Consider the following 23398-nt stretch of genomic DNA (forward strand, 5'->3'; position numbering starts at 1 on the left):
ACCAGTCCCGGGCGGACCGCCGCGGCGAGCCCGGGCGAACGAGAGAGGCACCGAGGCGAAGGAGGACTGTCGTGGGGCGCGGGGCGTATGCACTGGCGAGAGTGGCGGTGTACGTACGGACGGCGGGCACCGCGCTGTGGTGGACCGGGGTGGCGGCGGCGGGCGCCGGGCTGGCGTTCCCGGGGCTGACCGGGCGGCGGATCGGGGTGCTGGCCGGGGCCGTGCTGTTCCTGCTGGCCGCCGTCGCCGCCTTCCTGGTGCGCCGCCGCCGGTGCGCGGGGCTCATCAGGGCCGCCTCCCGGGCGGGCAAGTGGGTGGTGCTGCACGACCGGAAGGTGACCGTGCGCGCCTGGCTGCGGTCCCGCCGGTGGTGGCTGGCCGCGGCCTTCCTGGTGGCGGTGGGCTCGTCCGTCGCGGTACCGGCCGCCGGCGGCATGCTGCTGGCCGGGGCCGGCGCCGGTCTGTGGGCGAAGGCGGTGTGGCTGGGCCGCTGGGAACGCCGCCACGAGCAGCTGCTGTGGATCCGCCCGGAGTGGGCGGCCGGCCGCAGCCCGGCCCGCAAGGACGTACGCGGCTGGATGACCACCGGACCGCTGGCCGGGGACGCCGCGCCGGGCGGTGCGCCGCGCCGGGCCGCGGCGGCGGCCGCCGCCCGGGAGCGCCGGCCCCGGGCGAGGGTCACGGCCGCGGTGCGCTGAGCGCGCCGCGCCGCCGGGCCCCGCGGGACGTTCGCGGCGGCCGTGCGGCGGGAGGGCTCCTCCCGCCGCACGGCCGCCGCCGCGTTTCCGCCGCGCGCGGGCACCGGCCCCGTTGACTGGTTCTATTCACTGCCTAGAGTGGCTGTAGTGGCCGATTCAAACGGAGGGCAGGGGACGATGGCAGGACCGTCACAGGAACCGGGCCCGCGGACCGTACGGGCCCCGCGCGGCACCGCGCGGACCGCCCGGGGCTGGCCGCAGGAGGCCGCCCTGCGGATGCTGATGAACAACCTCGACCCCGAGGTGGCCGAGCACCCCGGGAAGCTCGTCGTCTACGGCGGCACGGGGAAGGCGGCGCGCGACTGGCGCTCCTACGACGCCATGGTGCGCACCCTGACCACCCTGGGGCCGGACGAGACGATGCTCGTCCAGTCCGGCCGGCCGGTCGGTGTGCTGACCACCCACGAGTGGGCGCCGCGGGTGCTGATCGCCAACTCCAACCTGGTGGGCGACTGGGCCACCTGGGAGGAGTTCCGCCGGCTGGAGGCCCTCGGGCTGACCATGTACGGCCAGATGACGGCCGGGTCCTGGATCTACATCGGCACCCAGGGCATCCTCCAGGGCACCTACGAGACCTTCGCCGCCGTCGCCGCCAAGCGCTTCGGCGGCTCGCTGGCCGGGACGGTCACCCTGACCGCCGGGCTCGGCGGGATGGGCGGCGCCCAGCCGCTGGCGGTCACCATGAACGGCGGCGTCGCCCTCTGCGTCGACTGCGATCCGCGCGCGATCGAGCGCCGCATCGCGCACGGCTACCTGGACGTGCGCGCCGACTCCCTGGACCACGCGCTGCGGCTGGCCGAGGAGGCCCGCGCCGCCCGGCGCCCGCTGTCGGTCGGTGTCCTGGGCAACGCCGCCGAGGTGGTGCCGCGGCTGCTGGCGGCGGGCGCGCCGGTCGACGTCGTCACCGACCAGACCTCCGCCCACGACCCGCTGAGCTATCTGCCGCTGGGCGTGGACTTCCCGGACATGACGGTGTACGCGGCGGAGAAGCCCGCCGAGTTCACCGCCCGGGCCCGGGAGTCGATGGCCCGTCATGTCGAGGCGATGGTCGGCTTCCGGGACGCGGGAGCCGAGGTCTTCGACTACGGCAACTCCATCCGGGGAGAGGCCCGACTGGCGGGCTACGAGCGGGCGTTCGACTTCCCGGGCTTCGTGCCCGCCTACATCCGGCCGCTGTTCTGCGAGGGGAAGGGGCCCTTCCGCTGGGCCGCCCTCTCCGGCGACCCGCGGGACATCGCGGCCACCGACCGGGCCGTCCTCGACCTCTTCCCGGAGAACGAGTCGCTGGCCCGCTGGATCCGGCTGGCCGGGGAGAAGGTGCGCTTCCAGGGGCTGCCCGCCCGCATCTGCTGGCTCGGCCACGGGGAGCGGGACCGGGCCGGGGAGCGCTTCAACGACATGGTGGCCGCCGGTGAGCTCAGCGCGCCGGTCGCCATCGGCCGCGACCACCTGGACTGCGGCTCGGTGGCCTCCCCGTACCGCGAGACCGAGGCCATGCGCGACGGCTCCGACGCCATCGCCGACTGGCCGCTGCTCAACGCCATGGTCAACGTGGCCTCCGGCGCGTCCTGGGTCTCCGTGCACCACGGCGGCGGGGTCGGCATGGGGCGCTCGATCCACGCCGGGCAGGTCACCGTCGCCGACGGCACCGCGCTGGCCGGGGAGAAGATCCGCCGGGTGCTGACCAACGACCCGGGCACCGGCGTCATCCGGCACGTCGACGCCGGGTACGAGCGGGCCGAGGAGGTCGCCGCCGAGCGCGGTGTCCGGGTCCCGATGCGGGAGGGCGGCGAGTGACCCCCGGACCGGCGGCCGACGGGCCGGTTTCCGCGGCGGCCTGGCGGCCGGGCGCCCCGTTCCAGGAGATGTGGCGGGAGCTGCTGCCCGTCGGCCGGGTGTCCGGCGGCGGCTGGTGGCGCCACGCCTGGACCGGCGCGGACGCCGAGTGCCGGGACTGGTTCCGGCGGCAGGCCGCCGTACGCGGACTGGCGTACGAGGTGGACCGCAACGGCAACCAGTGGGCCTGGCTGGGCGGTCCGGGGACGGGCGGCGCCGGGGACGCCGTGGTGACCGGCTCGCACCTGGACTCCGTTCCCGGCGGCGGCGCCTTCGACGGTCCCCTCGGGGTCGTCTCCGCCTTCGCCGCCCTGGACGAACTGCACGGCAGGGGAGCGCGTCCCCTCCGACCGCTGGCCGTGGCCAACTTCGCCGACGAGGAGGGCGCCCGCTTCGGGGTGGCCTGTGTCGGCTCCCGGCTGGCCACCGGGCAGCTCGACGCCGAGCGGGCCCGCGGGCTGCGTGACGCGGACGGGGTGACGCTGGCCGAGGCCATGGAACGGGCCGGGCACGACCCCGGCGCGCTCGGCCCGGACCCCGGACGGCTCGCCCGCGTCGGCGCGTTCGTCGAGCTCCACATCGAGCAGGGCCGCCGCCTCGCCGCCGCCCCCGGCGACCGTCCGGTGGGTGTCGCCTCCGCGATCTGGCCGCACGGCCGCTGGCGGTTCGACTTCCACGGCGCGGCCGACCACGCCGGCACCACCGCCCTGGCCGACCGCCGCGACCCGATGCTGACCTACGCCACCACCGTGCTGGCCGCCCGCAAGAAGGCCCGGCTGGCCGGGGCACTGGCCACCTTCGGCCGGGTCGCCGTCGAACCGAACGGCGTCAACGCCATCGCCTCCCTGGTCCGCGGCTGGCTCGACTCCCGCGCCCCCGACGAGGAGACCCTCGCCGCCGTCGTCGCGGAGATCGAGCGGGCGGCGGCCGAACGCGGCGCGCGCGACGGGGTGCGGGTGACCGTCACCCGGGAGTCCTTCACCTCCGAGGTGGAGTTCGACCACGGACTGCGGGACCGGCTGGCCCGCCTGCTGGGCGGTGCGCCCGCCCTGCCCACCGGCGCGGGCCACGACGCGGGCGTGCTGTCCGCCGCCGTCCCCGCCGCCATGCTCTACGTGCGCAACCCCACCGGCGTCTCCCACTCGCCCGCCGAGCACGCCGGGGAGGACGACTGCGCCGCCGGGGTGCGGGCCCTCGCCGACGTACTGGAGGACCTGGCGTGCGCCTGACCGCGAAGGACCCGCACGGCTCCGCCGGCCCCCCGGACGCCACGGCCCCCCGCGGCTCCGCCGACCCCCGCGCCGCCGCCGGCCTCCGGGAACGGACGGAGCCCGGGCCCGCCTACTGGGCCGAGCACGCCTGGCTCGACGGCACGGTCGAGCCGGGCGTGCTGATCGAGACGGCCGGCGGCCGTATCACCGCCGTCCGCACCGGGACGCCCGCCCCGCCCCCCGGCGCCGAGCCGCTGCGCGGCCTGACCCTCCCGGGCCTGGCCAACGCGCACTCCCACGCCTTCCACCGCGCCCTGCGCGGCACCGCGCAGACCGGCTCCGGGACCTTCTGGACCTGGCGCGAGGTGATGTACTCCGTCGCCGGCCGGCTCACCCCCGAGAGCTACTTCTCGCTGGCCAGGGCCGTCTACGCGGAGATGGCCCTGGCGGGCATCACCTGTGTGGGGGAGTTCCACTACGTCCACCACGCCCCCGGCGGCCTCCCCTACGACGACCCCAACGCCATGGGGCACGCCCTGATCGCGGCCGCCGCCGAGGCGGGCATCCGCATCACCCTGCTGGACACCTGCTATCTGGCCTCCGGTTTCGGCACCCATCCCGGCGCCCGTGCCGGTGCCGACCGCCGCGGCCGGCCCCTGGAGCGCCACCAGCTCCGCTTCGGCGACGGCAGCGCCGCCGCCTGGGCCGAGCGGGCCACCGCCCTGGCCCCGGACGGCGAACACGCCCGGGTGGGCGCTGCGATCCACTCGGTGCGCGCCGTGCCCGCCGGTGAGCTGGCCGCCGTCGCCGGCTGGGCCCGGGAGCGGGGCGCGCCCCTGCACGTCCACCTCTCCGAGCAGCCCGCCGAGAACGAGGGCTGTCTGGCCGCCCACGGCCGCACCCCCACCCGGCTGCTGGCCGACCACGGGGTGCTCGGCCCCGGAACCACCGCCGTCCACGCCACCCATCTCACCGAGGACGACATCGCCCTCCTGAGCGGCTCCGGGACCGGGGTGTGCCTGTGCCCCACCACCGAGCGCGACCTCGCCGACGGCATCGGCCCGGCGGCCGAGCTGGACCGCGCGGGTGTGCCGCTGTGCCTGGGCACCGACAGCCACGCCCTGATCGACCTGCTGGAGGAGGCCCGCGCCATGGAGCTGAACGAACGGCTGCGCAGCCGCGCCCGGGGCCACTGGACCGCCGCCCGGCTGCTGCGCTGCGCCACCGAGAACGGTCACGCCGCCCTGGGCTGGCCGGACGCGGGGCGGCTGGCGGCGGGCCGGCTCGCCGATCTCACCACCGTCGCCCTGGACTCGGTGCGCACCGCCGGACCGCCGCCCCGGCTGGCGGCCGAGGCGGCCGTATTCGCGGCGACCGGCGCCGATGTACGCCACACGGTCGTGGGCGGTCGCCACGTGGTGCGCGAGGGAGTACACCGGAGCGTGCCGGACGTCCCCGCGGCCCTGGCGGACGCCATCCAGCAAGGAGCCCGCAGATGAACACCAGCGCCTCGAACAGCGCCTTGGACAGCACCTCGAACAGTGCTGCGGACAACACCGCGGACACCCCCTTCGCCACCACCACCAGCACCCTCATCACCGGCATCGCCACCCTGGTCACCAACGATCACCACCTTCCCGGCACCTCCCCCGACGACCCCCTCGGCCTGCTCCGGGACGCGGCCGTCGTCATCGAGGGCGACCGGATCGCCTGGGTCGGTACGGAGAGTCAAGCACCCGCCACCGACAGTCGCCTCCGGGCGGGCGGCCGGACCCTGCTCCCCGGCTTCGTCGACTCCCACTCCCACCTGCTCTTCGGCGGCGACCGCACCGAGGAGTTCGGCGCCCGCATGTCCGGCCGCCCCTACACCGCCGGCGGTATCCGCACCACCGTCGAGGCCACCCGCGCCACCTCCGGCGAACGGCTCGCCGCGGGCCTGGAACGCCATGTCAGGGAGGCGCTGCACCAGGGCACCACCACCCTGGAGACCAAGTCGGGCTACGGCCTGACGGTCGAGGACGAGCTCCGCGCCCTGCGGATCGCCGAGGAGCACGTGGACGAGACCACCTTCCTCGGCGCCCATGTCGTGCCGCCCGAGTACGCCGCCGACCCGGACGGCTACGTCGCCCTCGTCACCGGCCCGATGCTGGCCGCCTGCGCCCCGCACGCCCGCTGGGTGGACGTCTTCTGCGAGCGGGGCGCCTTCGACGGCGACCAGGCCCGCGCCGTCCTCACCGCCGGGATCGCCCACGGGCTGACCCCGCGCGTCCACGCCGGGCAGCTCGGCCCCGGCCCCGGCGTCCGGCTGGCCGTGGAACTGGGCGCCGCCTCCGTCGACCACTGCACCCACCTCACCGGCGCCGACGTCGACGCGCTGGCGGGCAGCCGTACGGTCGCCACCCTGCTGCCCGGCTGCGAGTTCTCCACCCGCTCGCCCTACCCCGACGCCCGCCGGCTGCTGGCCGCGGGCGTCACCGTCGCGCTGGCCACCGACTGCAACCCGGGCTCGTCGTACACCAGCTCCATGCCGTTCTGCGTCGCCCTGGCCGTGCGGGAGATGGGCATGACCCCGGACGAGGCGGTGTGGTCCGCCACCGCGGGCGGCGCCGCGGCCCTGCGCCGCATCGACATCGGGCGGATCACCCCCGGTGCCCGCGCCGACCTGGTGCTGCTGGACGCGCCCTCGCACGTCCACCTCGCCTACCGGCCCGGCGTCCCGCTGGTGGCGGCGGTGTGGCAGCGGGGCGCCCGCGTCCGGTGAGCCGAGCGGGCCGCGCGCCGCTGTGACGAACGGCACACCCGGCCGCCGGGGACCTGCCGGGCGGCCGGGTACGCGGGCGGGGACTGGGACTGGGCGGCACGGGCGGCGCCACCCCCCCCGGCGCGGGCGTCACTCCTCGACGAGCAGGCCCTTGCGGAGTTTGCCCAGCGTCCGCGCGAGCAGACGGGAGACATGCATCTGGGAGATACCGAGCTCCTCGCCGATCTCGGACTGGGTCATGTTCGCCACGAAGCGCAGGGAGAGGATCCTGCGGTCGCGCGGTGACAGATCGGCGATCAGCGGCTTGAGGGACGCCACGTACTCGATGCCCTCCAGACCGTGGTCCTCGTACCCGATGCGGTCCGCGAGGGCGCCCTCCGTCTCGTCCTCCTCGGGCTGGGCGTCGAGGGAGCTGGCGGTGTACGCGTTGCTCGCCGCCATGCCCTCGACCACCTCCTCGCGGGAGATGTCCAGCCGGTCGGCCAGCTCGCCGACGGTGGGGGAGCGGTCGAGCTGCTGGGCGAGTTCGTCCCCGGCCTTGGCCAGGTCCAGCCGGAGCTCCTGCAGCCGGCGCGGGACGCGCACCGACCAGGAGGTGTCGCGGAAGAACCGCTTGATCTCGCCCACGATCGTCGGCATCGCGAAGGTCGGGAACTCGACCCCGCGGCCGAGCTCGAACCGGTCGATGGCCTTGATCAGGCCGATGGTGCCGACCTGGACGATGTCCTCCATGGGCTCGCTGCGGGAACGGAACCGGGAGGCGGCGAACTTCACCAGGGCGAGGTTCAGCTCGACGAGGGTGTTGCGGACGTACGCGTACTCGTGGGTGCCCTCCCGCAGCGTTTCGAGGCGCGCGAAGAGGGTCCTGGACAGAGCCCGCGCGTCCACCGCCCCGACCTCGGCGTACGGCGGGATCTCGGGAAGCCCGGGCCGGCCGGCCGGCTCCGGGAGGCCGTCCCCGGCCCCCTCGGGCGGGGCGGGCGACGACGCGAGGGGCGTTTCGTCGAGCCGGGGTGACATGGCGTCCTCCATCATTCTCGGCATATGGCTGCCGGAACCGGTGCTGTCCTGTCGGGTGCGGCGCCTCCGAGCCGACGCGGTGTTGACACGGGGTTGGTACGGCGTTCCGATGTTTTCTCCTACGCCTACCTGCTCTCCCGGGGACATGGCAAGTGCTGGTTGTCCGAATATGACCCAATGTGCTGGTTGTGCGGCTACCGGTTGCGGCTGTAAGGGCGTAGTGTTCGAACGTCCGACTTCGGACAGGCAGGGATCGGCCACTAATCGACTTTGAAGGGGTGTGCATGGACCGCGGGATGCCCGGCAGCACCAGCCACCGGGGCCGGCTGACGGTCGAAGTGGAGCGCCACGGCGCGAGTCTGGTGGTGACACCGGACGGCGAGCTCGACCACCACACCGCCGATCTGCTGCGCGAACCGCTGGAGCGCGCGCTCGAGGACGGGTGCAAGCTGATCGTCGTGGACTGCTCGCGACTGGAGTTCTGCGACTCCACCGGGCTCAACGTCCTCCTGGGGGCCCGGCTGAAGGCGGAGGCCGCCGGCGGCGGCATCCACCTGGCCGGAATGCGCCCTGTCGTGGCCAGAGTCTTCGAGATCACCGGCGCCGACGGTGTGTTCGCTCTGCACGAAACGCTGGCGGACGCGCTGAAGGAGACGGCACAGTCCTGAGGGGGCGCTCCGCCCGTATGCCGGATCCGTGACCAGAGTGTTACGCCAGGATCATGATTCCGGTGAAATCAAGGGGTGTTCTCCTGGCCCGGGAGGGCAGGAGAGTCCCTGGAATACCCCCTGAAGCAGTTGTCCGCAGACCAAGCGAAAATCGACGAATTGGTCAAACGGTGAGGTGAAGCATTCATGAGCACCACCCGGCCGCAACCAGCGGGCGATCGCGGCCCGGAGCCGGAGGGCACCGCCGCGACCGCAGCCGCACCGGCCGGTCAGGTGCGCGAGATGCGCCAGGTACGGCGGCTGCGGCTGATGGGGGCCAGTGGTGCTGTGCCCCGCGCCCGTGACTTCACCCGCCAGGCGCTCAACGACTGGGGTTGGCTGCCCGCCGCCAATGCCGAACAGCGCGCCGTGGCCGAGGACGCCCTGCTCGTCGTCTCCGAACTGGTGACGAACGCCTGCCTGCACGCCGACGGCCCCGAAGAGGTGCGGATAGGCCTCGGCGCCAAGGTGCTCAGGATCGAGGTCGCCGACCGCGGCGCGGGCCTGCCCTCCCCCCGCACCCCGCACCGCCCCGGACGGCCGGGCGGGCACGGCATGTTCATCGTCCAGCGGCTGTGCATGGACTGGGGCGTGGTACGGCACCCGGACGGCGCCGCCGGGAAGACGGTCTGGGCGGAGTTGGCCGGACCGGCCGACGAGTCCTGATCCCGGGCCCCGCCCCCGGTTCCCCGGGGGACCACCGGTACCGGTCCGGTACCGGCCGGAGGAGCGGACCGCAGGAGCCCCGGCACCGCGGCCGCAGACGGCGCGGTGGGCGGGAACCGCCGCCCCCTCCGGGGCGGCGAGGATGCCAGGCCACACCGCCCATCAGGGCGCGGATCCGCCCGGCCGCCGCCATGAAGGCCAGACCGGCGGCCACCGCGACGACACCCCACATCGTGTAGTACGCCGCGTCGCCCATCGGCTCGTTGAGCCGGGTCGCCCAGCCGTTGAGGGCGTTGCCGGTGGCGGTGGCCAGGAACCACAGCCCCATGATCTGGCCGACGAACCGCTTCGGGGCCAGCTTGGTCGACAGGGACAGGCCCACCGGGGACAGGCACAGCTCGCCGAGTGTCTGCAGCAGGTACACGCCCAGCAGCCAGAAGACGGTGACCTTCCCGGTCTCGCTGTTCGCCGCCGCGGCCCCCGCCAGGCCCATCAGCCCGAAGGAGCCGCCGACCAGCAGCATGGCCAGGGCGAACTTCACCGGCGTGCCGGGCTCGCGGCGGCGCCCGGCCAGCCAGACCCACAGGCTCGCGAAGAGCGGCGCCAGCACGATGATCATCACCGGGTTGACCGACTGGAACCACGAGGCCGGGAATTCCCAGCCGCCCACGGTGCGGTCGGTCTCGGTGTTCGCGAAGATCGTCAGCAGTGAGCCGGACTGGTCGTAGATCATCCAGAACAGCACGGCGGTGACGAAGAACCACACGAACGCCTGCACCCGTGTCCGGTCCGGGCCGGTCAGCTCCGGGTTGCGGAACATCGATGCGAAGTACAGCACCGGCACGACGACGCCGAGGACGGCCAGGAAGTTCACCACGTGCCCGATGTCGTAGGTGCCCAGGGCGAGGTCCACCAGCAGGACGGCGGCGGCCAGGGAGGTCCACAGGGCGGCCCTGCGCAGCACGGTGCGCCGCTCCTCGGGGGAGGCGGGGGTGCCGGGCCGCAGCCCGACGTCACCGAGGTGGCGGGCGCCCAGCACGTACTGGACCACGGCCAGGGTCATGCCGACGCCGGCGACGGCGAAGCCCAGGTGCCAGTCGACGTTCTCCCCGAGGTAGCCGACCACCAGCGGCGCGAGCATGGCGCCGATGTTGATCGACATGTAGAAGACGGTGAACCCGGCGTCGCGGCGGGCACCGGGGAGGCCCTCGTAGAGCCCGCCGACCATCGCCGAGATGTTCGGCTTGAGCAGCCCGGTGCCGACCGCGATCAGGCCGAGTCCGGTGAAGAACGCCACGTCGGACGGGATCGCCAGGGTGTAGTGGCCCGCCGCGATCACGATGCCGCCGACCAGGACGGCCCTGCGGGCGCCCCAGAGCCGGTCGGCCACCCAGCCGCCGGGCATGGCGGCCATGTAGACGACGGCGTTGTAGACGCCGTAGATCGCCGCGGCCAGGGCCTCGCGGCCGGCCAGCGGGCCCTCCAGCACGCCCACGATCAGGTAGAGGACGAGGATGGCGCGCATCCCGTACCAGGAGAAGCGCTCCCACATCTCCGTCATGAAGAGGGTGGCCAGACCGCGCGGGTGGCCGAAGAAGGTCCCGCCGGCGGTGCCGGCGGGCTCCCTCGTCAGGCTGGACGCCATGGTGGTGGTTCCTTGCTGGTCGGGGCTGGTGGGGACCGGTCGGGGCCGGCCGGGACGCGCGACACGGCGGGCGTACGCCCGGGTGGCGGGTCGGTCCCGGCCCCCGCGTGTCCGCGGCGGGCGTGTGTCCGCCCGGTGCGGGAGCGGCAGGCCGGTGAGGCGTCACCGCGTGTCCGCGGCCGGCACCCGGCGCCGTCCGGCGGCCGCCCGAGGTCCGGGCAGGGGGCGGCGCCCCGGCCGGATCAACGCCGCCCCGGGGCGGAATCTTGCCGACAATAAGGCCGAAGAGGCACGTTTCACACCGCCGTCCGGGAAACGGCACGTAGCCCCACGACTCCCTCGCACCCGGTCTGGGTGAATTCCGTGAGGTCTACCATCAGGCCATGACCCGAGTACTGCTCGCCGAGGATGACGCCTCCATCTCGGAGCCGCTGGCCCGTGCCCTGCGCCGCGAAGGGTACGAGGTCGAGGTGCGCGAGGACGGCCCCAGCGCGCTCGAGGCCGGCCGGGGCGGGGAGGTCGACCTGCTCGTGCTCGACCTCGGGCTGCCGGGCATGGACGGACTGGAGGTCTGCCGCCGGCTCCGTACCGCGGGGCACACCTTCCCGGTCCTGGTGCTGACCGCCCGGGCCGACGAGGTGGACACCGTCGTCGGCCTGGACGCGGGCGCCGACGACTACGTCACCAAGCCGTTCCGGCTGGCCGAGTTGCTCGCCCGGGTACGGGCCCTGCTGCGGCGCGGCGCGGTCGAGCCCGCCCCGCAGCCCGTCGCCACCCACGGGGTGCGCATCGACGTCGAGTCGCACCGGGCCTGGATGGGGGAGGAGGAGCTCCAGCTCACCGCGAAGGAGTTCGACCTGCTGCGGGTGCTGGTGCGCGACGCGGGCCGGGTCGTCACCCGCGACCAGCTCATGCGCGAGGTGTGGGACACCACCTGGTGGTCGTCGACCAAGACCCTCGACATGCACATCTCCTGGCTGCGCAAGAAGCTCGGCGACGACGCGGCCAACCCCCGCTACATCTCCACCGTCCGGGGCGTCGGCTTCCGGTTCGAGAAGGAGTGACCGGCCGGAGGCCCGGGAGGGCCGGGGGAGCCCCGAAGGCCCGGAGAACTCCCGCAAAGCCCCCGGCAAGACCTGGAAGGACTGACGCCGAGCCGTGCGCAGACGCCTGATCAACTCCATGCTGGCCGTGGTGCTCGTCGTGGTCGCCGTCTTCGGCATCTCGCTGGTCGTCATCGAGACCCGCACCATCGAGGAGAGCGCCTACGAGAGCGTCCGCTCCGACGCCGCGCGGCTGGTGTCGGTGGTCGACAGCCGGCTCGTCGCCGGGGAGGCGGTGACCGCCGAGACCATGCGCTCCCAGGTGCCCGAGGACCGCTACGTACGCATCACGCTCCCCGGACAGCCCCCCATCGAGCTGGGCGAACGCCCCGAGGGCGGGGCCATCGAGGGGACCGCCGCCGACCCCGGCAGGGTACGGATCACCGTCCAGCAGTCCAGCGGCACGGTCCGCGCGGAGGTGGGCCGCACCCTGCTGATCATCCTGGCGGTGGCGCTGATCGCGGTGGTCGCCGCGGTGATCCTGGCGGTGCGCCAGGCCCGCCGGGTCGCGGCCCCGCTCACCGATCTGGCCGAGGCCGCCGAGCGGCTCGGCTCCGGGGACCCAAGGCCCCGGCACCGGCGCTACGGGGTGCCCGAACTGGACCGGGTGGCGGACGTGCTGGACGCCAGCGCCGAGCGGATCGCCCGGATGCTCACCGCCGAGCGGCGGCTGGCCGCCGACGCCTCCCACCAGCTGCGCACCCCGCTGACCGCGCTGTCCATGCGGCTGGAGGAGATCGTCACGGCGGCGGACTCCATCGACCGGGCCGACGCCTCCCCGGCCGCCGCCCACAGCGCCACCGCCACCATCCGGGAGGAGGCCGTGGTCGGGCTCGCCCAGGTGGAGCGGCTCACCGACGTGGTGCAGCGGCTGCTGACCAAGTCGCGCGACCCGGCCCTGGGCTCGTCGGTGGGCTTCGACCTGGACGAGGTGGTCAAGCAGCAGATCGAGGAGTGGCGCCCGGCGTACCGCAAGGCGGGCCGCGCCATAGTCCGCTCCGGGCGGAAGGGGCTGCGGGCGGTGGGCACCCCCGGCGCGATGGCCCAGGTGCTGGCCACCCTCATCGAGAACGCCCTGGTGCACGGGGACGGCGCGGTCGCGCTGCGCACCCGGATCGCCGGCAACCAGGTGGTGGTCGAGGTGACCGACGAGGGGCCGGGCGTCGATCCGGAGCTGGGCTCGCGGGTCTTCGAGCGGACGGTCAGCGGGCACAACTCCACCGGTCTGGGGCTGGCCGTCGCCCGTGACCTGGCGGAGGCGGACGGCGGGCGGCTGGAGCTACTTCAGCAGCATCCGCCGGTCTTCGCCCTCTTCCTCAGCCGGGAGGCCGAGGAAACGCCCGGACACTGAACCACCGGTGCCGCCGGCCCCGTCGCGGAAGACCCAGGTGCGGTACGACCAGAAGCGGAAGACCGTGGCGAGGCCCAGGCCGACGACGTTCTTGGCGATGTTGTCCGCGAGCGGCGAGGTGAAGTCCAGACCGTAGTGCGAGATCGCCAGGGCGCCGTTCTCTATCACCATGCCGATACCGCTGAACAGCAGGAACAGCCCCGCCTCCCGGTGCATCCGCCGCTTGTCCCGGTGCCGGTAGGTCCAGTAGCGGTTGCCCAGGTAGTTGGTGGCGATGGCGACCGCCGTGGCCGCCACCCCCGACCGCACCGGGGCCAGGTCCAGGACGTTGATGCACAGGTTGAACACCGCGACGTTGACGAGGAAGCCCAGAGCCCCCACCGTGCCGAACTTCGCCAGCTCGCGCCGCAGCCGCAGCAGCCGGGGCAGCAGTCGCGAGTACGGTGCGCGCCGTTCGCCCATGGTGATCCACTCGCCCCGTTCCCCGGCCCTCGCGGGTCCGCTGTCGGCATACCTCGGTCTTCCAGGGGCGCCATGCTAACCGCGCGCCTACGCCGGACGGGGTACCCGCAGGTCCGGCCGCTAGGCTACGGACGTGGCATTTCCAGTGATCGGCATGGTGGGCGGCGGGCAGCTCGCGCGCATGACCCACGAGGCGGGCATCCCGCTCGGCATCAGGTTCCGGCTGCTCAGCGACTCCCCGCAGGACTCCGCGGCCCAGGCGGTGAACGACGTCGTCGTCGGCGACTACCGCGATCTGGACACCCTGCGCGACTTCGCCCGGGGCTGCGACGTGATCACGTTCGACCACGAGCACGTCCCCACCGAACATCTGCGCGCCCTTGAGGCCGAGGGCGTCAAGGTGCGGCCCGGCCCCGACGCCCTGGTGCACGCCCAGGACAAGGGCGTGATGCGGGCGAGGCTGACGGAGATCGGCGTGCCCTGCCCGCGCCACCGGATCGTGGCCGACCCGGCCGACGTGGCGCGCTTCGCGGCCGAGGGAGCCGCGCGGGAAGGGGACGCGCGGGAGGGAGCCGCGCCGGGCGGGGACGGCTGGCCCGTCGTCCTCAAGACCGTCCGCGGCGGCTACGACGGCAAGGGCGTGTGGGTGGTGCGCTCCGCGGCGGAGGCCGCCGAGCCCTTCCGGGCGGGCGTGCCGGTGCTGGCCGAGGAGAAGGTGGACTTCGTCCGGGAGCTGGCCGCCAACGTGGTGCGCTCCCCGCACGGCCAGGCCGTCGCGTACCCGGTGGTGGAGTCGATCCAGGTGGACGGCGTCTGCGACACCGTGATCGCCCCGGCGCCCGGCCTGTCCGGGGAACTGTCCGGCCAGGCCCAGCGACTGGCCCTGACGGTCGCGCGGGAGCTGGACGTCGTCGGCCACCTGGCGGTCGAGCTGTTCCAGACCCGGGACGGCCGCATCCTGGTCAACGAGCTGGCCATGCGCCCCCACAACAGCGGCCACTGGACCCAGGACGGCGCGGTCACCTCCCAGTTCGCCAACCACCTGCGGGCCGTCCTCGACCTCCCGCTGGGCGATCCGCGCCCGCGCGCGCCGTGGACGGTGATGGTCAACGTGCTCGGCGGCGACTACCCCGACATGTACCAGGGCTACCTGCACTGCATGGCCCGCGACCCGCGGCTGAGGATCCACATGTACGGCAAGGACGTGAAGCCCGGCCGCAAGGTCGGCCATGTCAACACCTACGGCGACGACCTGGCGGACGTACGCGAGCGCGCCGCCCACGCCGCCGCCTATCTGCGAGGGACGATCACCGAATGAGCAGTTCTCCCAGCACCGGCTCCGCCCTCTCCGCCACCCTCGTGGTGGGCATCGTCATGGGTTCGGACTCCGACTGGCCCGTCATGGAGGCCGCGGCCAAGGCGCTCGACGAGTTCGAGGTCCCCTACGAGGTGGACGTCGTCTCCGCGCACCGCATGCCGCACGAGATGATCGCCTACGGTGACGGCGCCGCCGGCCGCGGTCTGAAGGCGGTCATCGCGGGCGCCGGGGGAGCGGCCCACCTGCCGGGCATGCTCGCCTCCGTCACCCCGCTGCCGGTCATCGGCGTCCCCGTGCCGCTGTCCCACCTGGACGGCATGGACTCCCTGCTGTCCATCGTCCAGATGCCCGCCGGGGTCCCGGTCGCCACCGTCTCGGTCGGCGGCGCCCGCAACGCCGGACTGCTGGCCGTACGGCTGCTGGCCGCCCACGACGCGGCCCTGCGGGAGCGCATGGAACGTTTCCAGGCCGAACTGAAGGAGCAGGCACAGGACAAGGGCCGCCGGCTGCGCGCCAAGGTCGCCGCCGGCGGGACGGGCTTCGGCTTCGGAGGGAAGTGACGCATGGCGCCCACGGCAGGCGGTACGGACGGCACGCACGAAGCGGACGGTGCGGACGGTACGGACCGGGCCGGGGAGCCGCTGGAGCGGGCCCGCGCGCTGCTGGCCGCCCACCCCGTCTTCGACGGCCACAACGACCTGCCGTGGGCGCTGCGCACCCAGGTCCGCTACGACCTCGACCGGCGCGACATCGCCCGTGACCAGTCCGCCCACCTCCACACCGACCTCCCGCGGCTGCGCGCGGGCGGGGTGGGGGCGCAGTTCTGGTCCGTCTACGTCTCCACCGAACTGGCCGGGGACGCCGCCGTCAGCGCCTGTCTGGAGCAGATCGACGCGGTGCGGCTGCTGGCCGGCCGCTACCCGGACGACCTGCGGCTCGCCTTCACCGCCGACGAGGCGGTGGCGGCACGGGCCGAGGGGCGTATCGCCTCGCTGATGGGGGCCGAGGGCGGCCACTGCATCGCCAACTCGCTCGCCACGCTCCGCGCCCTGTACCGGCTGGGTGTGCGCTATCTCACCCTCACCCACAACGACAACACCGACTGGGCGGACTCGGCCACCGACACCCCCCGCCACGGCGGCCTGACCCGCTTCGGCGAGGAGGTCGTACGGGAGATGAACCGGCTGGGGATGCTGGTGGACCTCTCCCATGTGGCGCCGGACACGATGCGCGACGCGCTGCGGGTGTCGGCGGCGCCGGTGCTCTTCTCGCACTCCTCCGCCCGGGCGGTGTGCGACCACCCGCGCAACATCCCCGACGACGTGCTGGAGCGGCTCCCGGCCAACGGCGGTGTGGCGATGGCCACGTTCGTGCCCAAGTTCGTCCTGCCCGCCGCCGTCGCCTGGGACGACGCGGCCGGCGAGCACCTGCGCGCCCACGGCCTGCGCCCGCTGGACGGCGGCGAGCGGGCCCGGGAGGTCCGGCGCGCGTACGAGGCGGCGCACCCGCGCCCCGAGGCGACGGCGGCCACCGTCGCCGACCACCTGGACCACATGCGCGAGGTCGCGGGCATCGACCACATCGGCGTCGGCGGCGACTTCGACGGCACGCCCTTCACCCCGTCCGGCCTCGACGACGTCTCCGGCTACCCCAATCTGGTGGCCGAGTTGCTGGCCCGCCGCTGGTCCGAGGCCGATCTGGCCAGGCTGACCTGGCACAACGCGGTGCGGGTGCTCCGCGACGCGGAGGCGGTCGCCCGTGCGGAGCAGGCCCGGCGCGGCCCCTCGACCGCCACGATCGAGCAGCTCGACGGCTGACCCGGGCCGGCCCGGAAGATGGCCGGATCCGGTCGGCCGGGGCCGGATCCGTGCCTGCGGACCCTCTCGGTTACCTCCTCGTGATGCACGTCACGAGTGCGATCTTCCGGTTCGTCGCGCTCTGTGTCGGTTTCTGTCACACGGGTGATGACCGCTGGTGAGCGAGTCGGATGACGAGGCGTCAGAAAGGAAATGCCGCACCCTGCGCATCCATGTCATCACCCTGAGTGCGAATACCGGGTGCCGCAATGCCTTCGAAACGGGCGCCGTGTGACCCATCGGCTTGTTGACGACGAAACGATGTGTTTACGGTTCTGGCCGTGTCGCACCAACGTGCGGCGACCCGCTGCCGAACGCCGAGTCCTGCCACGGCAGCGGGTTGGAGCATCCACACCACCGCCGGCAGGAGCGGGGGACCCAACGAAAACCGCCGGCCCGTGCCCATACGGGACGGCTTGGGGTGAAGCCACGCCTCGCGGCCCAGCGCCGCGCAACGGCTGGCCGGGCAACTCCAGCCCGAACCCGACAGCTCACCTCGCAGGCGTAGGAGAAGGAGCCACCTCATGTCCGCAAGCGGACGTCATCGTCGTGCCCACAGCAGCCGTCTCTCCCGCCTGTCCCTGGCCATCTCGGTCGGTGGCGCGGGTGTGGCCCTGCCCCTGATCGCCACCGGCAACGCCAGTGCCGCCTCCGTCGACACCTGGGACCGGGTGGCGCAGTGCGAGAGCACCGGCAACTGGAGCATCAACACCGGCAACGGCTTCTACGGCGGCCTGCAGTTCCAGCAGAGCACCTGGGAGGCCTTCGGCGGCACCCAGTACGCCCCGCGTGCCGACCTGGCCACCAAGGAGCAGCAGATAGCCGTCGCCGAGAAGGTGCTGGACGGGCAGGGCCCGGGCGCCTGGCCGGTGTGCTCGGTCAGGGCCGGACTCACCAAGGGCGGTCCCGCCCCCCAGATCTCCCCCGACGGTGCGGCCGAGAAGGCCGAGAAGCCCGCCGCGCCGCAGCAGGACCGTTCGGAGCGTGCCGACCGCAGCGAGCGGAAGGCCGAGAAGGCCGAGAAGGCCGAGAAGCCCGCCGCTCCCAAGCAGTCGGCGCCGAAGCACGCGGCCCCGAAGAAGTCCGCCGGGGAGACCGCGAAGACCACCGCGTACCGGGTGGTCAGCGGTGACACCCTGTTCAAGATCGCCCGCGCCCAGGACGTCTCCGGCGGCTGGCAGGAGATCTACGAGGACAACCGCGAGGTCATCGGCGGCGACCCCAACCTGATCTACCCGGGTCAGCAGCTGAGCCTGGGCGGCACCGCCGTTCAGCAGAAGGCCGCCGCCAAGCCGGAGGCCCAGCCGCAGGCCAAGGCCGAGAAGAAGGTCCAGCCGGAGGCCCAGAAGGCCCAGCCGAAGGCCGAGGTCAAGCCCGAGCCCGCCAAGCGCGCCCCCGAGCGCGCCGACCGGAGCGAGGCGCGCACCTCCGCCGGTGTGTCCTCCGGTTACACCGCTCCGGTCGCGGCCCGCCCCTCCGGCTCCTACAAGGCCGCGGGCGCCCGCTGGTCCAACGGTCACACCGGTGAGGACTTCGCCGCCGCCTCCGGCACCCCGGTGAAGGCCGTCACCAACGGCACCGTGGTCTCCGCCGGCTGGGGCGGCGCGTACGGCAACCAGGTCGTCATCCGGCACGACGACGGCCGCTACAGCCAGTACGGCCACCTGTCCTCGATCTCGGTCAGCGCCGGCCAGAAGGTCAGCGCCGGCTACCGGATCGGCGGGGTCGGCTCCACCGGCAACAGCACCGGCCCGCACCTGCACTTCGAGGTGCGCACCGGTCCCGGCTACGGCTCGGACATCAACCCGCTGGCCTACCTGCGTGCCAACGGCGTCAACATCTGAGTCACGCCACCACCGCCCGGCCCGGCACGGGCCGGGTGAGACCCCCTGTGGGACAGCAAGAGGCGGGCGGGACGCGGAAACCACTTCCGCGTCCCGCCCGCCTCGTCCCGTCCGGCCGCGCGCTCCCCGGCCCCTCGGCCCCCGCGTACGCCTCAGCGGTAGCAGAGGCAGAAGGGGTGCCCCGCCGGGTCCCGGTACACCCGGAAGTCGCGCTTGCCCCCGTCGTCGTCCCCGTCGAGCAGCTCCGCCCCGAGCGCCAGCGCCTCGTGCTCGGCCTCCTCCCGCTGTGCGCGGGGCACGTAGAAGTCGAGGTGGAACTGCTGGGAGTGCTCGGCGCTCGGCCACTTCGGCGGCACGTGGCCGGGGGCCTGCTGGAAGGCCAGCCGCTTCACCACCGTCCCGTCCGGGGCGAAGACCACCTCGACCCAGTCGCCCTCGCCCTCGACCGTCCCGCCCAGCAGCCGCGCGTAGAAGTCGGCGAGCTTCCCCGGCTCCGGGCAGTCCAGGACGACGACTGCCTCCAGTGTGGAGATGGCCATGATGCTTCCTTCCTGCCGTGCATCCGTCTCTTGATCCGTCACCTCGTTACCGGATCATCTGCTCAGCCGGTAACGAGTTACCTCATGATGGCGGTTAACCAGTAACACCGCAAGGCGGTAACGTGGCAGACGTGGAACAGCCCGAGGACCGGGATCCCACCCCACCGGGGCTCCGTCTGGTGCGGGATCTGATCAACACCCTGGACGTGGGGACGGGAGCCGACAGCCTCGCCACCGAGGACGGCCTCGCCGCGTTCGCGCACACCCACCGACTGACCGGACCCGGCCTCACCAAACGCGATCTCCCGGGCATCGTCCGGCTCCGCGAGGGACTGCGCGCCGTCTGCCTGGCCCACAACTCCGGCACCCCGGTACCGCCGGAGACGGCGGTCGGCCTGGCCGCCCTGCTGCGCCGTACGCCCCTGGCCGTGGTCTTCGACGCGGCGGGCACGGCGACCCTCGAACCCGTGCTCCCCGGCCCCGACGGCCCCGGGGAGACCGCCACGGGCGCCGCGGCACTCACCGCCCGGATCGCCGCCGCCGTCGCCGCCGCGGCGGCCGACGGCACCTGGACCCGGCTCAAGGCCTGCGAGGCCGGCGACTGCCACTGGGCGTACTACGACCGCAGCCCGGCCGGCCGCAGACGCTGGTGCGACATGGCCGTCTGCGGCAGCCGGGCGAAGATGCGCGCCTACCGCGCGCGGCGGTCCCCCGGAAGCTGAGCGGGTCCCCGGGGTCCCCGTCCCCTCGCTACGCCGTCGGGCGCCCCAGCGCCCGGAAGGACCAGCCCGCCTTGCGCCACAGCGCCGGGTCCAGGGTGTTGCGGCCGTCCAGGATGCGCTTGTGCGCCACCGCCTCGCCCAGCACCTGCGGGTCCAGCTCCCGGAACTCGCGCCACTCCGTCAGGTGCAGCACCACGTCCGCGCCGCGCACCGCCTCCGCCGCGCTGTCGGCGTAGCCGAGGGTGGGGAAGACCCGCCGGGCGTTGGCCATGCCCTTGGGGTCGTAGACCGTGACCTGTCCGCCCTGGAGGTGGATCTGCCCGGCCACGTTCAGGGCCGGGGAGTCCCGTACGTCGTCGGAGTCCGGCTTGAACGTCGCGCCCAGTACCGCGACCCGCTGCCCCAGGAAGGCGCCGCCGACCGTTTCCCGGGCCAGGTCCACCATGTGGGAGCGGCGGCGCATGTTGATCGAGTCCACCTCGCGCAGGAAGGTCAGCGCCTGGTCGGCGCCCAGCTCGCCCGCCCGAGCCATGAAGGCGCGGATGTCCTTGGGCAGGCAGCCGCCGCCGAAGCCGATCCCGGCGCGCAGGAACTTGCGGCCGATCCGGTCGTCGTGCCCGATCGCCTCCGCCAGCTTCACCACGTCGCCGCCCGCCGCCTCGCAGACCTCGGCCATGGCGTTGATGAAGGAGATCTTGGTGGCCAGGAAGGAGTTGGCGGCGGTCTTCACCAGCTCGGCGGTCGGGAAGTCGGTGACCACGAACGGCGAGCCCTCGGCGACCGGTCTCGCGTACACCTCGCGCAGCAGCTCCTCCGCCCGGTCCGAACGCACCCCCACCACGATGCGGTCCGGGCGCAGGGTGTCCTCCACGGCGAAGCCCTCGCGCAGGAACTCCGGGTTCCAGGCCAGCTCCACCGCCTCCCCGGCCGGGGCCAGCTCCGCCAGCCGCGCCGCCAGCCGCGCCGCGCTGCCGACCGGCACGGTGGACTTGCCGACCACCAGCGCGGGCCGGGCCAGGTGCGGGGCCAGCGAGTCCACCGCGCTGTCCACATAGGACATGTCGCAGGCGTACTCGCCCTGCTTCTGGGGAGTGTTCACGCAGATGAAGTGGACGTCGCCGAACTCGCCCACCTCCTCCCAGGAGGTGGTGAAGCGCAGCCGCCCGGTGGAGCCCGCCACCCCGGCGACATGGCGGCGCAGCAGCTCCTCCAGACCGGGCTCGTAGAAGGGGACCTCGCCCCTGGAGAGCATTCCGATCTTCTCGGGCACCACGTCCAGCCCGAGCACCTCGAAGCCCAGCTCGGCCATGGCGGCGGCGTGCGTCGCGCCGAGATAACCGGTGCCGATCACGGTGATTCCGATGGCCATGGGAGCGCTCCTGGGAGACGGGCGGGGTGCTGTGCGCGAGCATATCCGGCTGACGCCGCACGACATCGAGGGCGGTGTCGCCAAGCTCATGTACCCAGGAGGGGGGCAGCCCCCTAGACTTGTATTACTTAACGGTAGTTAGCAGCGTGGCCTACAGGATTGCCTACAGGGAGTGAGAGCACCGTGGCGGGACCGAACGACTTCGACCTCTACCGGCCGTCGGAGGAGCACGAGATGCTCCGCGAATCGGTGCGCGCGCTCGCCGAGGCCAAGATCGCGCCCTTCGCCGCCGAGGTGGACGAGCAGGGCCGCTTCCCCCAGGAGGCGCTGGACGCGCTGGTCGCCAACGACCTGCACGCCGTCCACGTACCCGAGTCCTGCGGCGGCGCGGGCGCCGACGCGCTGGCCACCGTCATCGTGATCGAGGAGGTCGCCCGGGTGTGCGCCTCCTCCTCCCTGATCCCGGCCGTCAACAAGCTCGGCTCGCTCCCGGTGGTCCTGGCCGGCTCCGAGGAGCTCAAGCAGAAGTACCTCGCCCCGCTCGCCAGGGGCGAGGTGATGTTCTCCTACTGCCTGTCCGAGCCGGACGCCGGCTCGGACGCCGCGGGCATGAAGACCCGCGCGGTGCGCGACGGCGACACGTACGTCCTCAACGGCGTCAAGCGCTGGATCACCAACGCCGGCGTCAGCGACTACTACACGGTGATGGCCGTCACCGACCCCGAGAAGCGGTCCAGGGGCATCTCGGCCTTCGTGGTGGAGAAGGGCGACGAGGGCGTCTCCTTCGGCGCCCCGGAGAAGAAGCTCGGCATCAAGGGCTCCCCGACCCGCGAGGTCTACTTCGACAACGTCCGCATCCCCGCCGACCGCATGATCGGCGCGGAGGGCACCGGCTTCGCCACCGCCATGCAGACCCTGGACCACACCCGCATCACCATCGCGGCCCAGGCCCTCGGCATCGCCCAGGGCGCGCTGGACTACGCCAAGGGCTACGTCGCCGAGCGCAAGCAGTTCGGCAAGCCGATCGGCGACTTCCAGGGCGTGCAGTTCATGCTCGCCGACATGGCGATGAAGCTGGCGGCCGCCCGCCAGCTCACCTACGCCGCCGCCGCCCGCTCCGAGCGCGTCACCCTCGGCGGCTCCGGCAAGGACGAGCAGCTCACCTTCTACGGCGCCGCCGCCAAGTGCTACGCCTCGGACGCCGCCATGGAGATCACCACCGACGCCGTCCAGCTCCTCGGCGGCTACGGCTACACCCGCGACTACCCGCTCGAGCGCATGATGCGCGACGCCAAGATCACGCAGATCTACGAGGGCACGAACCAGATCCAGCGGATCGTGATGGCCCGCAACCTGCCGTAAGGCTTCCACGCCCTGCGCCGGGGCCCCTCGCCGCGTGTGCGGCGAGGGGCCCCGGCGCGTTCGCGGGCCTACGGCCTCGCTGTTCCCCTCTCATGCGCAGCGGGTGAGTTCGAGGACGAGTTGGGAAGCGAGGAACCAGGGGGCGGCGCGGTGGCCGTGGAGGAGGTGGCCGTCTCCGGAGGCCGAGGTGGGCCGGCCGTCCGGGGCGGGGGCGACCAGGCCGCCGAAGACGCCCCACGCCCTCGGCTCGCGGACCCGGATTGCGACCGGGTCGGCCAGGTGCGGGCAGTGGCGTACGGCGAGCGCCGCGCAGGGGCGGCACAGCGGCGGCTTGGTGGACAGCGCCCCCTCGGGCCAGCCCGGGGAGCACCGGGCCGGGTCCGGGCGGGCAGGACGAACAGCCGGCCGCGCGACGTGCGGTCGGCCGGGGCGCCGCACACCTGGCACAGCAGGCCGAGCATCGCCCGCCGCTGACGGTGGGAGTGCAGCTCGCGGAAACCGGGCCGTCCCCGCCCGGGCGCCCGGCTCATCCGCGCCCACAGCACCCCGTGCCGGTCCCGGTCACCCGGTTCCTCGTCCGTGGGCCAGCCCCGCCCCGCCGGGCCGTACGGTCAGCGCACCCGCCACCGAGACCGCCTCCGCGCTCCACGCGGCGACGTACGGCACGGGCACCCTGCTCGGCCCCCACAGCAGGGGACGGGCGGGCGCGTCGGAACGTGCGGGCATCGGATGCAGCCCCTCTCGGTATCACGGGAAAAGGGAATGCGGGTTCGAAGAGTTCACCCGCGGGACTGGCTTTGCATGCTGCGGCTCCTTCTCTCGCCGAGCTCAATTACCGTTCCTCATGAGTTATTTGGGCAGCAATAGA

At 73.6% G+C, this 23398-nt stretch carries 21 protein-coding genes, 1 pseudogene and 1 riboswitch; of the genes and pseudogenes, 15 read left to right on the plus strand and 7 right to left on the minus strand.

Annotated features, from left to right (window positions below; all coding sequences use genetic code 11):
• Positions 1-71: 71 nt before the first annotated feature.
• The 5 genes from V1L54_RS03895 to hutI all read left to right on the plus strand — a co-directional run bounded on the left by V1L54_RS03895 (position 72) and on the right by hutI (position 6566).
• Positions 72-698 (plus strand): hypothetical protein, encoded by a 627-nt coding sequence (locus V1L54_RS03895; RefSeq protein ID WP_330116407.1) that lies wholly within the window; start codon positions 72-74, stop codon positions 696-698.
• A gap of 177 nt (positions 699-875) precedes the next feature.
• The gene (hutU, locus tag V1L54_RS03900; RefSeq protein ID WP_330116408.1) at positions 876-2555 is read left to right on the plus strand and encodes a urocanate hydratase; all 1680 of its coding nucleotides are present in this window, start codon (positions 876-878) and stop codon (positions 2553-2555) included.
• A gap of 68 nt (positions 2556-2623) precedes the next feature.
• Positions 2624-3823, plus strand: a complete 1200-nt coding sequence (locus tag V1L54_RS03905; RefSeq protein WP_330116457.1) for an allantoate amidohydrolase — start codon at positions 2624-2626, stop codon at positions 3821-3823.
• A gap of 158 nt (positions 3824-3981) precedes the next feature.
• A complete protein-coding gene (locus tag V1L54_RS03910) occupies positions 3982-5304 on the plus strand; it encodes a formimidoylglutamate deiminase (protein ID WP_330116458.1) in 1323 nt (440 codons plus the stop codon).
• The gene (gene hutI / locus V1L54_RS03915) at positions 5301-6566 is read left to right on the plus strand and encodes an imidazolonepropionase (protein WP_330116409.1); all 1266 of its coding nucleotides are present in this window, start codon (positions 5301-5303) and stop codon (positions 6564-6566) included. The genes V1L54_RS03910 and hutI overlap by 4 nt, the downstream gene beginning before the upstream one ends.
• A 129-nt stretch (positions 6567-6695) precedes the next feature.
• Here hutI and V1L54_RS03920 read toward each other — a convergent pair whose 3' ends face one another.
• Complete coding sequence (locus V1L54_RS03920) at positions 6696-7586, minus strand: RNA polymerase sigma factor SigF (RefSeq protein ID WP_443076464.1); 891 nt, start codon at positions 7584-7586, stop codon at positions 6696-6698.
• Positions 7587-7870: 284 nt separating this feature from the next.
• On the opposite strand from V1L54_RS03920, the gene V1L54_RS03925 reads away from it, so the two are divergent.
• Entirely contained in the window at positions 7871-8254 is a 384-nt protein-coding gene (locus tag V1L54_RS03925) for an STAS domain-containing protein (protein ID WP_100203666.1), read from the plus strand.
• Between the two features lie 186 nt (positions 8255-8440).
• Positions 8441-8959: an ATP-binding protein gene (locus V1L54_RS03930; protein WP_330116411.1), complete on the plus strand. Its 519-nt coding sequence runs from the start codon at positions 8441-8443 to the stop codon at positions 8957-8959.
• A 151-nt stretch (positions 8960-9110) separates the two neighbouring features.
• Here the strand turns inward: V1L54_RS03930 and V1L54_RS03935 are convergent.
• Positions 9111-10604, minus strand: a pseudogene (locus tag V1L54_RS03935) (peptide MFS transporter); the annotation flags it as partial.
• A 383-nt stretch (positions 10605-10987) separates the two neighbouring features.
• Between V1L54_RS03935 and V1L54_RS03940 the strand changes: the two are divergent.
• Positions 10988-11668 (plus strand): response regulator transcription factor, encoded by a 681-nt coding sequence (locus V1L54_RS03940; RefSeq protein ID WP_330116412.1) that lies wholly within the window; start codon positions 10988-10990, stop codon positions 11666-11668.
• A gap of 94 nt (positions 11669-11762) precedes the next feature.
• A complete protein-coding gene (locus V1L54_RS03945; protein WP_330116413.1) occupies positions 11763-13058 on the plus strand; it encodes a sensor histidine kinase in 1296 nt (431 codons plus the stop codon).
• Here V1L54_RS03945 and V1L54_RS03950 read toward each other — a convergent pair.
• Positions 12987-13520, minus strand: coding sequence for a GtrA family protein (locus V1L54_RS03950; RefSeq protein WP_330116414.1), 534 nt, complete (start codon positions 13518-13520; stop codon positions 12987-12989). The genes V1L54_RS03945 and V1L54_RS03950 overlap by 72 nt on opposite strands.
• Positions 13521-13653: 133 nt before the next feature.
• On the opposite strand from V1L54_RS03950, the gene V1L54_RS03955 reads away from it, so the two are divergent.
• From V1L54_RS03955 to V1L54_RS03970, 4 genes are all read left to right on the plus strand, one after another.
• Entirely contained in the window at positions 13654-14838 is a 1185-nt protein-coding gene (locus tag V1L54_RS03955) for a 5-(carboxyamino)imidazole ribonucleotide synthase (protein WP_330116415.1), read from the plus strand.
• Complete coding sequence (gene purE, locus V1L54_RS03960) at positions 14835-15398, plus strand: 5-(carboxyamino)imidazole ribonucleotide mutase (protein WP_330116416.1); 564 nt, start codon at positions 14835-14837, stop codon at positions 15396-15398. Before V1L54_RS03955 ends, purE begins: the two co-directional genes overlap by 4 nt.
• 3 nt (positions 15399-15401) lie before the next feature.
• Positions 15402-16655, plus strand: coding sequence for a dipeptidase (locus V1L54_RS03965; protein WP_330116417.1), 1254 nt, complete (start codon positions 15402-15404; stop codon positions 16653-16655).
• A gap of 387 nt (positions 16656-17042) precedes the next feature.
• Positions 17043-17214, plus strand: a riboswitch (cyclic di-AMP (ydaO/yuaA leader).
• Between the two features lie 4 nt (positions 17215-17218).
• Positions 17219-18538: a transglycosylase family protein gene (locus V1L54_RS03970; RefSeq protein ID WP_330116418.1), complete on the plus strand. Its 1320-nt coding sequence runs from the start codon at positions 17219-17221 to the stop codon at positions 18536-18538.
• 152 nt (positions 18539-18690) lie between these two features.
• Here the strand turns inward: V1L54_RS03970 and V1L54_RS03975 are convergent, their stop codons facing one another.
• A complete protein-coding gene (locus V1L54_RS03975; RefSeq protein WP_330116419.1) occupies positions 18691-19077 on the minus strand; it encodes a VOC family protein in 387 nt (128 codons plus the stop codon).
• Positions 19078-19208: 131 nt separating this feature from the next.
• Here V1L54_RS03975 and V1L54_RS03980 point away from each other — a divergent pair, with 131 nt between their 5' ends.
• Positions 19209-19799 carry a CGNR zinc finger domain-containing protein gene (locus V1L54_RS03980; protein WP_330116420.1) on the plus strand — a complete coding sequence of 197 codons (591 nt, stop codon included), beginning with the start codon at positions 19209-19211 and terminating at the stop codon, positions 19797-19799.
• Between the two features lie 28 nt (positions 19800-19827).
• Here the strand turns inward: V1L54_RS03980 and V1L54_RS03985 are convergent, their stop codons facing one another.
• On the minus strand, positions 19828-21168 hold the full coding sequence (locus tag V1L54_RS03985) for a UDP-glucose dehydrogenase family protein (RefSeq protein ID WP_330116421.1): 1341 nt from the start codon (positions 21166-21168) through the stop codon (positions 19828-19830).
• Between the two features lie 183 nt (positions 21169-21351).
• On the opposite strand from V1L54_RS03985, the gene V1L54_RS03990 reads away from it, so the two are divergent.
• Positions 21352-22530, plus strand: a complete 1179-nt coding sequence (locus V1L54_RS03990; protein WP_330116422.1) for an acyl-CoA dehydrogenase family protein — start codon at positions 21352-21354, stop codon at positions 22528-22530.
• A 90-nt stretch (positions 22531-22620) separates the two neighbouring features.
• On the opposite strand, the gene V1L54_RS03995 is transcribed toward V1L54_RS03990, so the two are convergent.
• Together V1L54_RS03995 and V1L54_RS04000 are read right to left on the minus strand one after the other, a co-directional pair.
• The gene (locus tag V1L54_RS03995) at positions 22621-22968 is read right to left on the minus strand and encodes a hypothetical protein (RefSeq protein WP_330116423.1); all 348 of its coding nucleotides are present in this window, start codon (positions 22966-22968) and stop codon (positions 22621-22623) included.
• Positions 22969-23091: 123 nt separating this feature from the next.
• Entirely contained in the window at positions 23092-23256 is a 165-nt protein-coding gene (locus V1L54_RS04000) for a hypothetical protein (RefSeq protein ID WP_330116424.1), read from the minus strand.
• Between the last annotated feature and the right edge of the window lie 142 nt (positions 23257-23398).

The sequence above is a fragment of the Streptomyces rubellus genome, from assembly GCF_036323805.1.
GTDB lineage: Bacteria > Actinomycetota > Actinomycetes > Streptomycetales > Streptomycetaceae > Streptomyces.

Bases quoted from the DNA above. Each gene is read 5' to 3' on its own strand.
- V1L54_RS03985 (WP_330116421.1), bottom strand. From the start codon at position 21,168: ATGGCCATCGGAATCACCGTGATCGGCACCGGTTATCTCGGCGCGACG.
- V1L54_RS03970 (WP_330116418.1), top strand. From the start codon at position 17,219: ATGTCCGCAAGCGGACGTCATCGTCGTGCCCACAGCAGCCGTCTCTCC.
- V1L54_RS03965 (WP_330116417.1), top strand. From the start codon at position 15,402: ATGGCGCCCACGGCAGGCGGTACGGACGGCACGCACGAAGCGGACGGT.
- V1L54_RS03940 (WP_330116412.1), top strand. From the start codon at position 10,988: ATGACCCGAGTACTGCTCGCCGAGGATGACGCCTCCATCTCGGAGCCG.
- purE (WP_330116416.1), top strand. From the start codon at position 14,835: ATGAGCAGTTCTCCCAGCACCGGCTCCGCCCTCTCCGCCACCCTCGTG.
- hutU (WP_330116408.1), top strand. From the start codon at position 876: ATGGCAGGACCGTCACAGGAACCGGGCCCGCGGACCGTACGGGCCCCG.
- V1L54_RS03905 (WP_330116457.1), top strand. From the start codon at position 2,624: ATGTGGCGGGAGCTGCTGCCCGTCGGCCGGGTGTCCGGCGGCGGCTGG.
- V1L54_RS03950 (WP_330116414.1), bottom strand. From the start codon at position 13,520: ATGGGCGAACGGCGCGCACCGTACTCGCGACTGCTGCCCCGGCTGCTG.
- hutI (WP_330116409.1), top strand. From the start codon at position 5,301: ATGAACACCAGCGCCTCGAACAGCGCCTTGGACAGCACCTCGAACAGT.
- V1L54_RS03920 (WP_443076464.1), bottom strand. From the start codon at position 7,586: ATGTCACCCCGGCTCGACGAAACGCCCCTCGCGTCGTCGCCCGCCCCG.
- V1L54_RS03925 (WP_100203666.1), top strand. From the start codon at position 7,871: ATGGACCGCGGGATGCCCGGCAGCACCAGCCACCGGGGCCGGCTGACG.
- V1L54_RS03930 (WP_330116411.1), top strand. From the start codon at position 8,441: ATGAGCACCACCCGGCCGCAACCAGCGGGCGATCGCGGCCCGGAGCCG.
- V1L54_RS04000 (WP_330116424.1), bottom strand. From the start codon at position 23,256: ATGCCCGCACGTTCCGACGCGCCCGCCCGTCCCCTGCTGTGGGGGCCG.
- V1L54_RS03975 (WP_330116419.1), bottom strand. From the start codon at position 19,077: ATGGCCATCTCCACACTGGAGGCAGTCGTCGTCCTGGACTGCCCGGAG.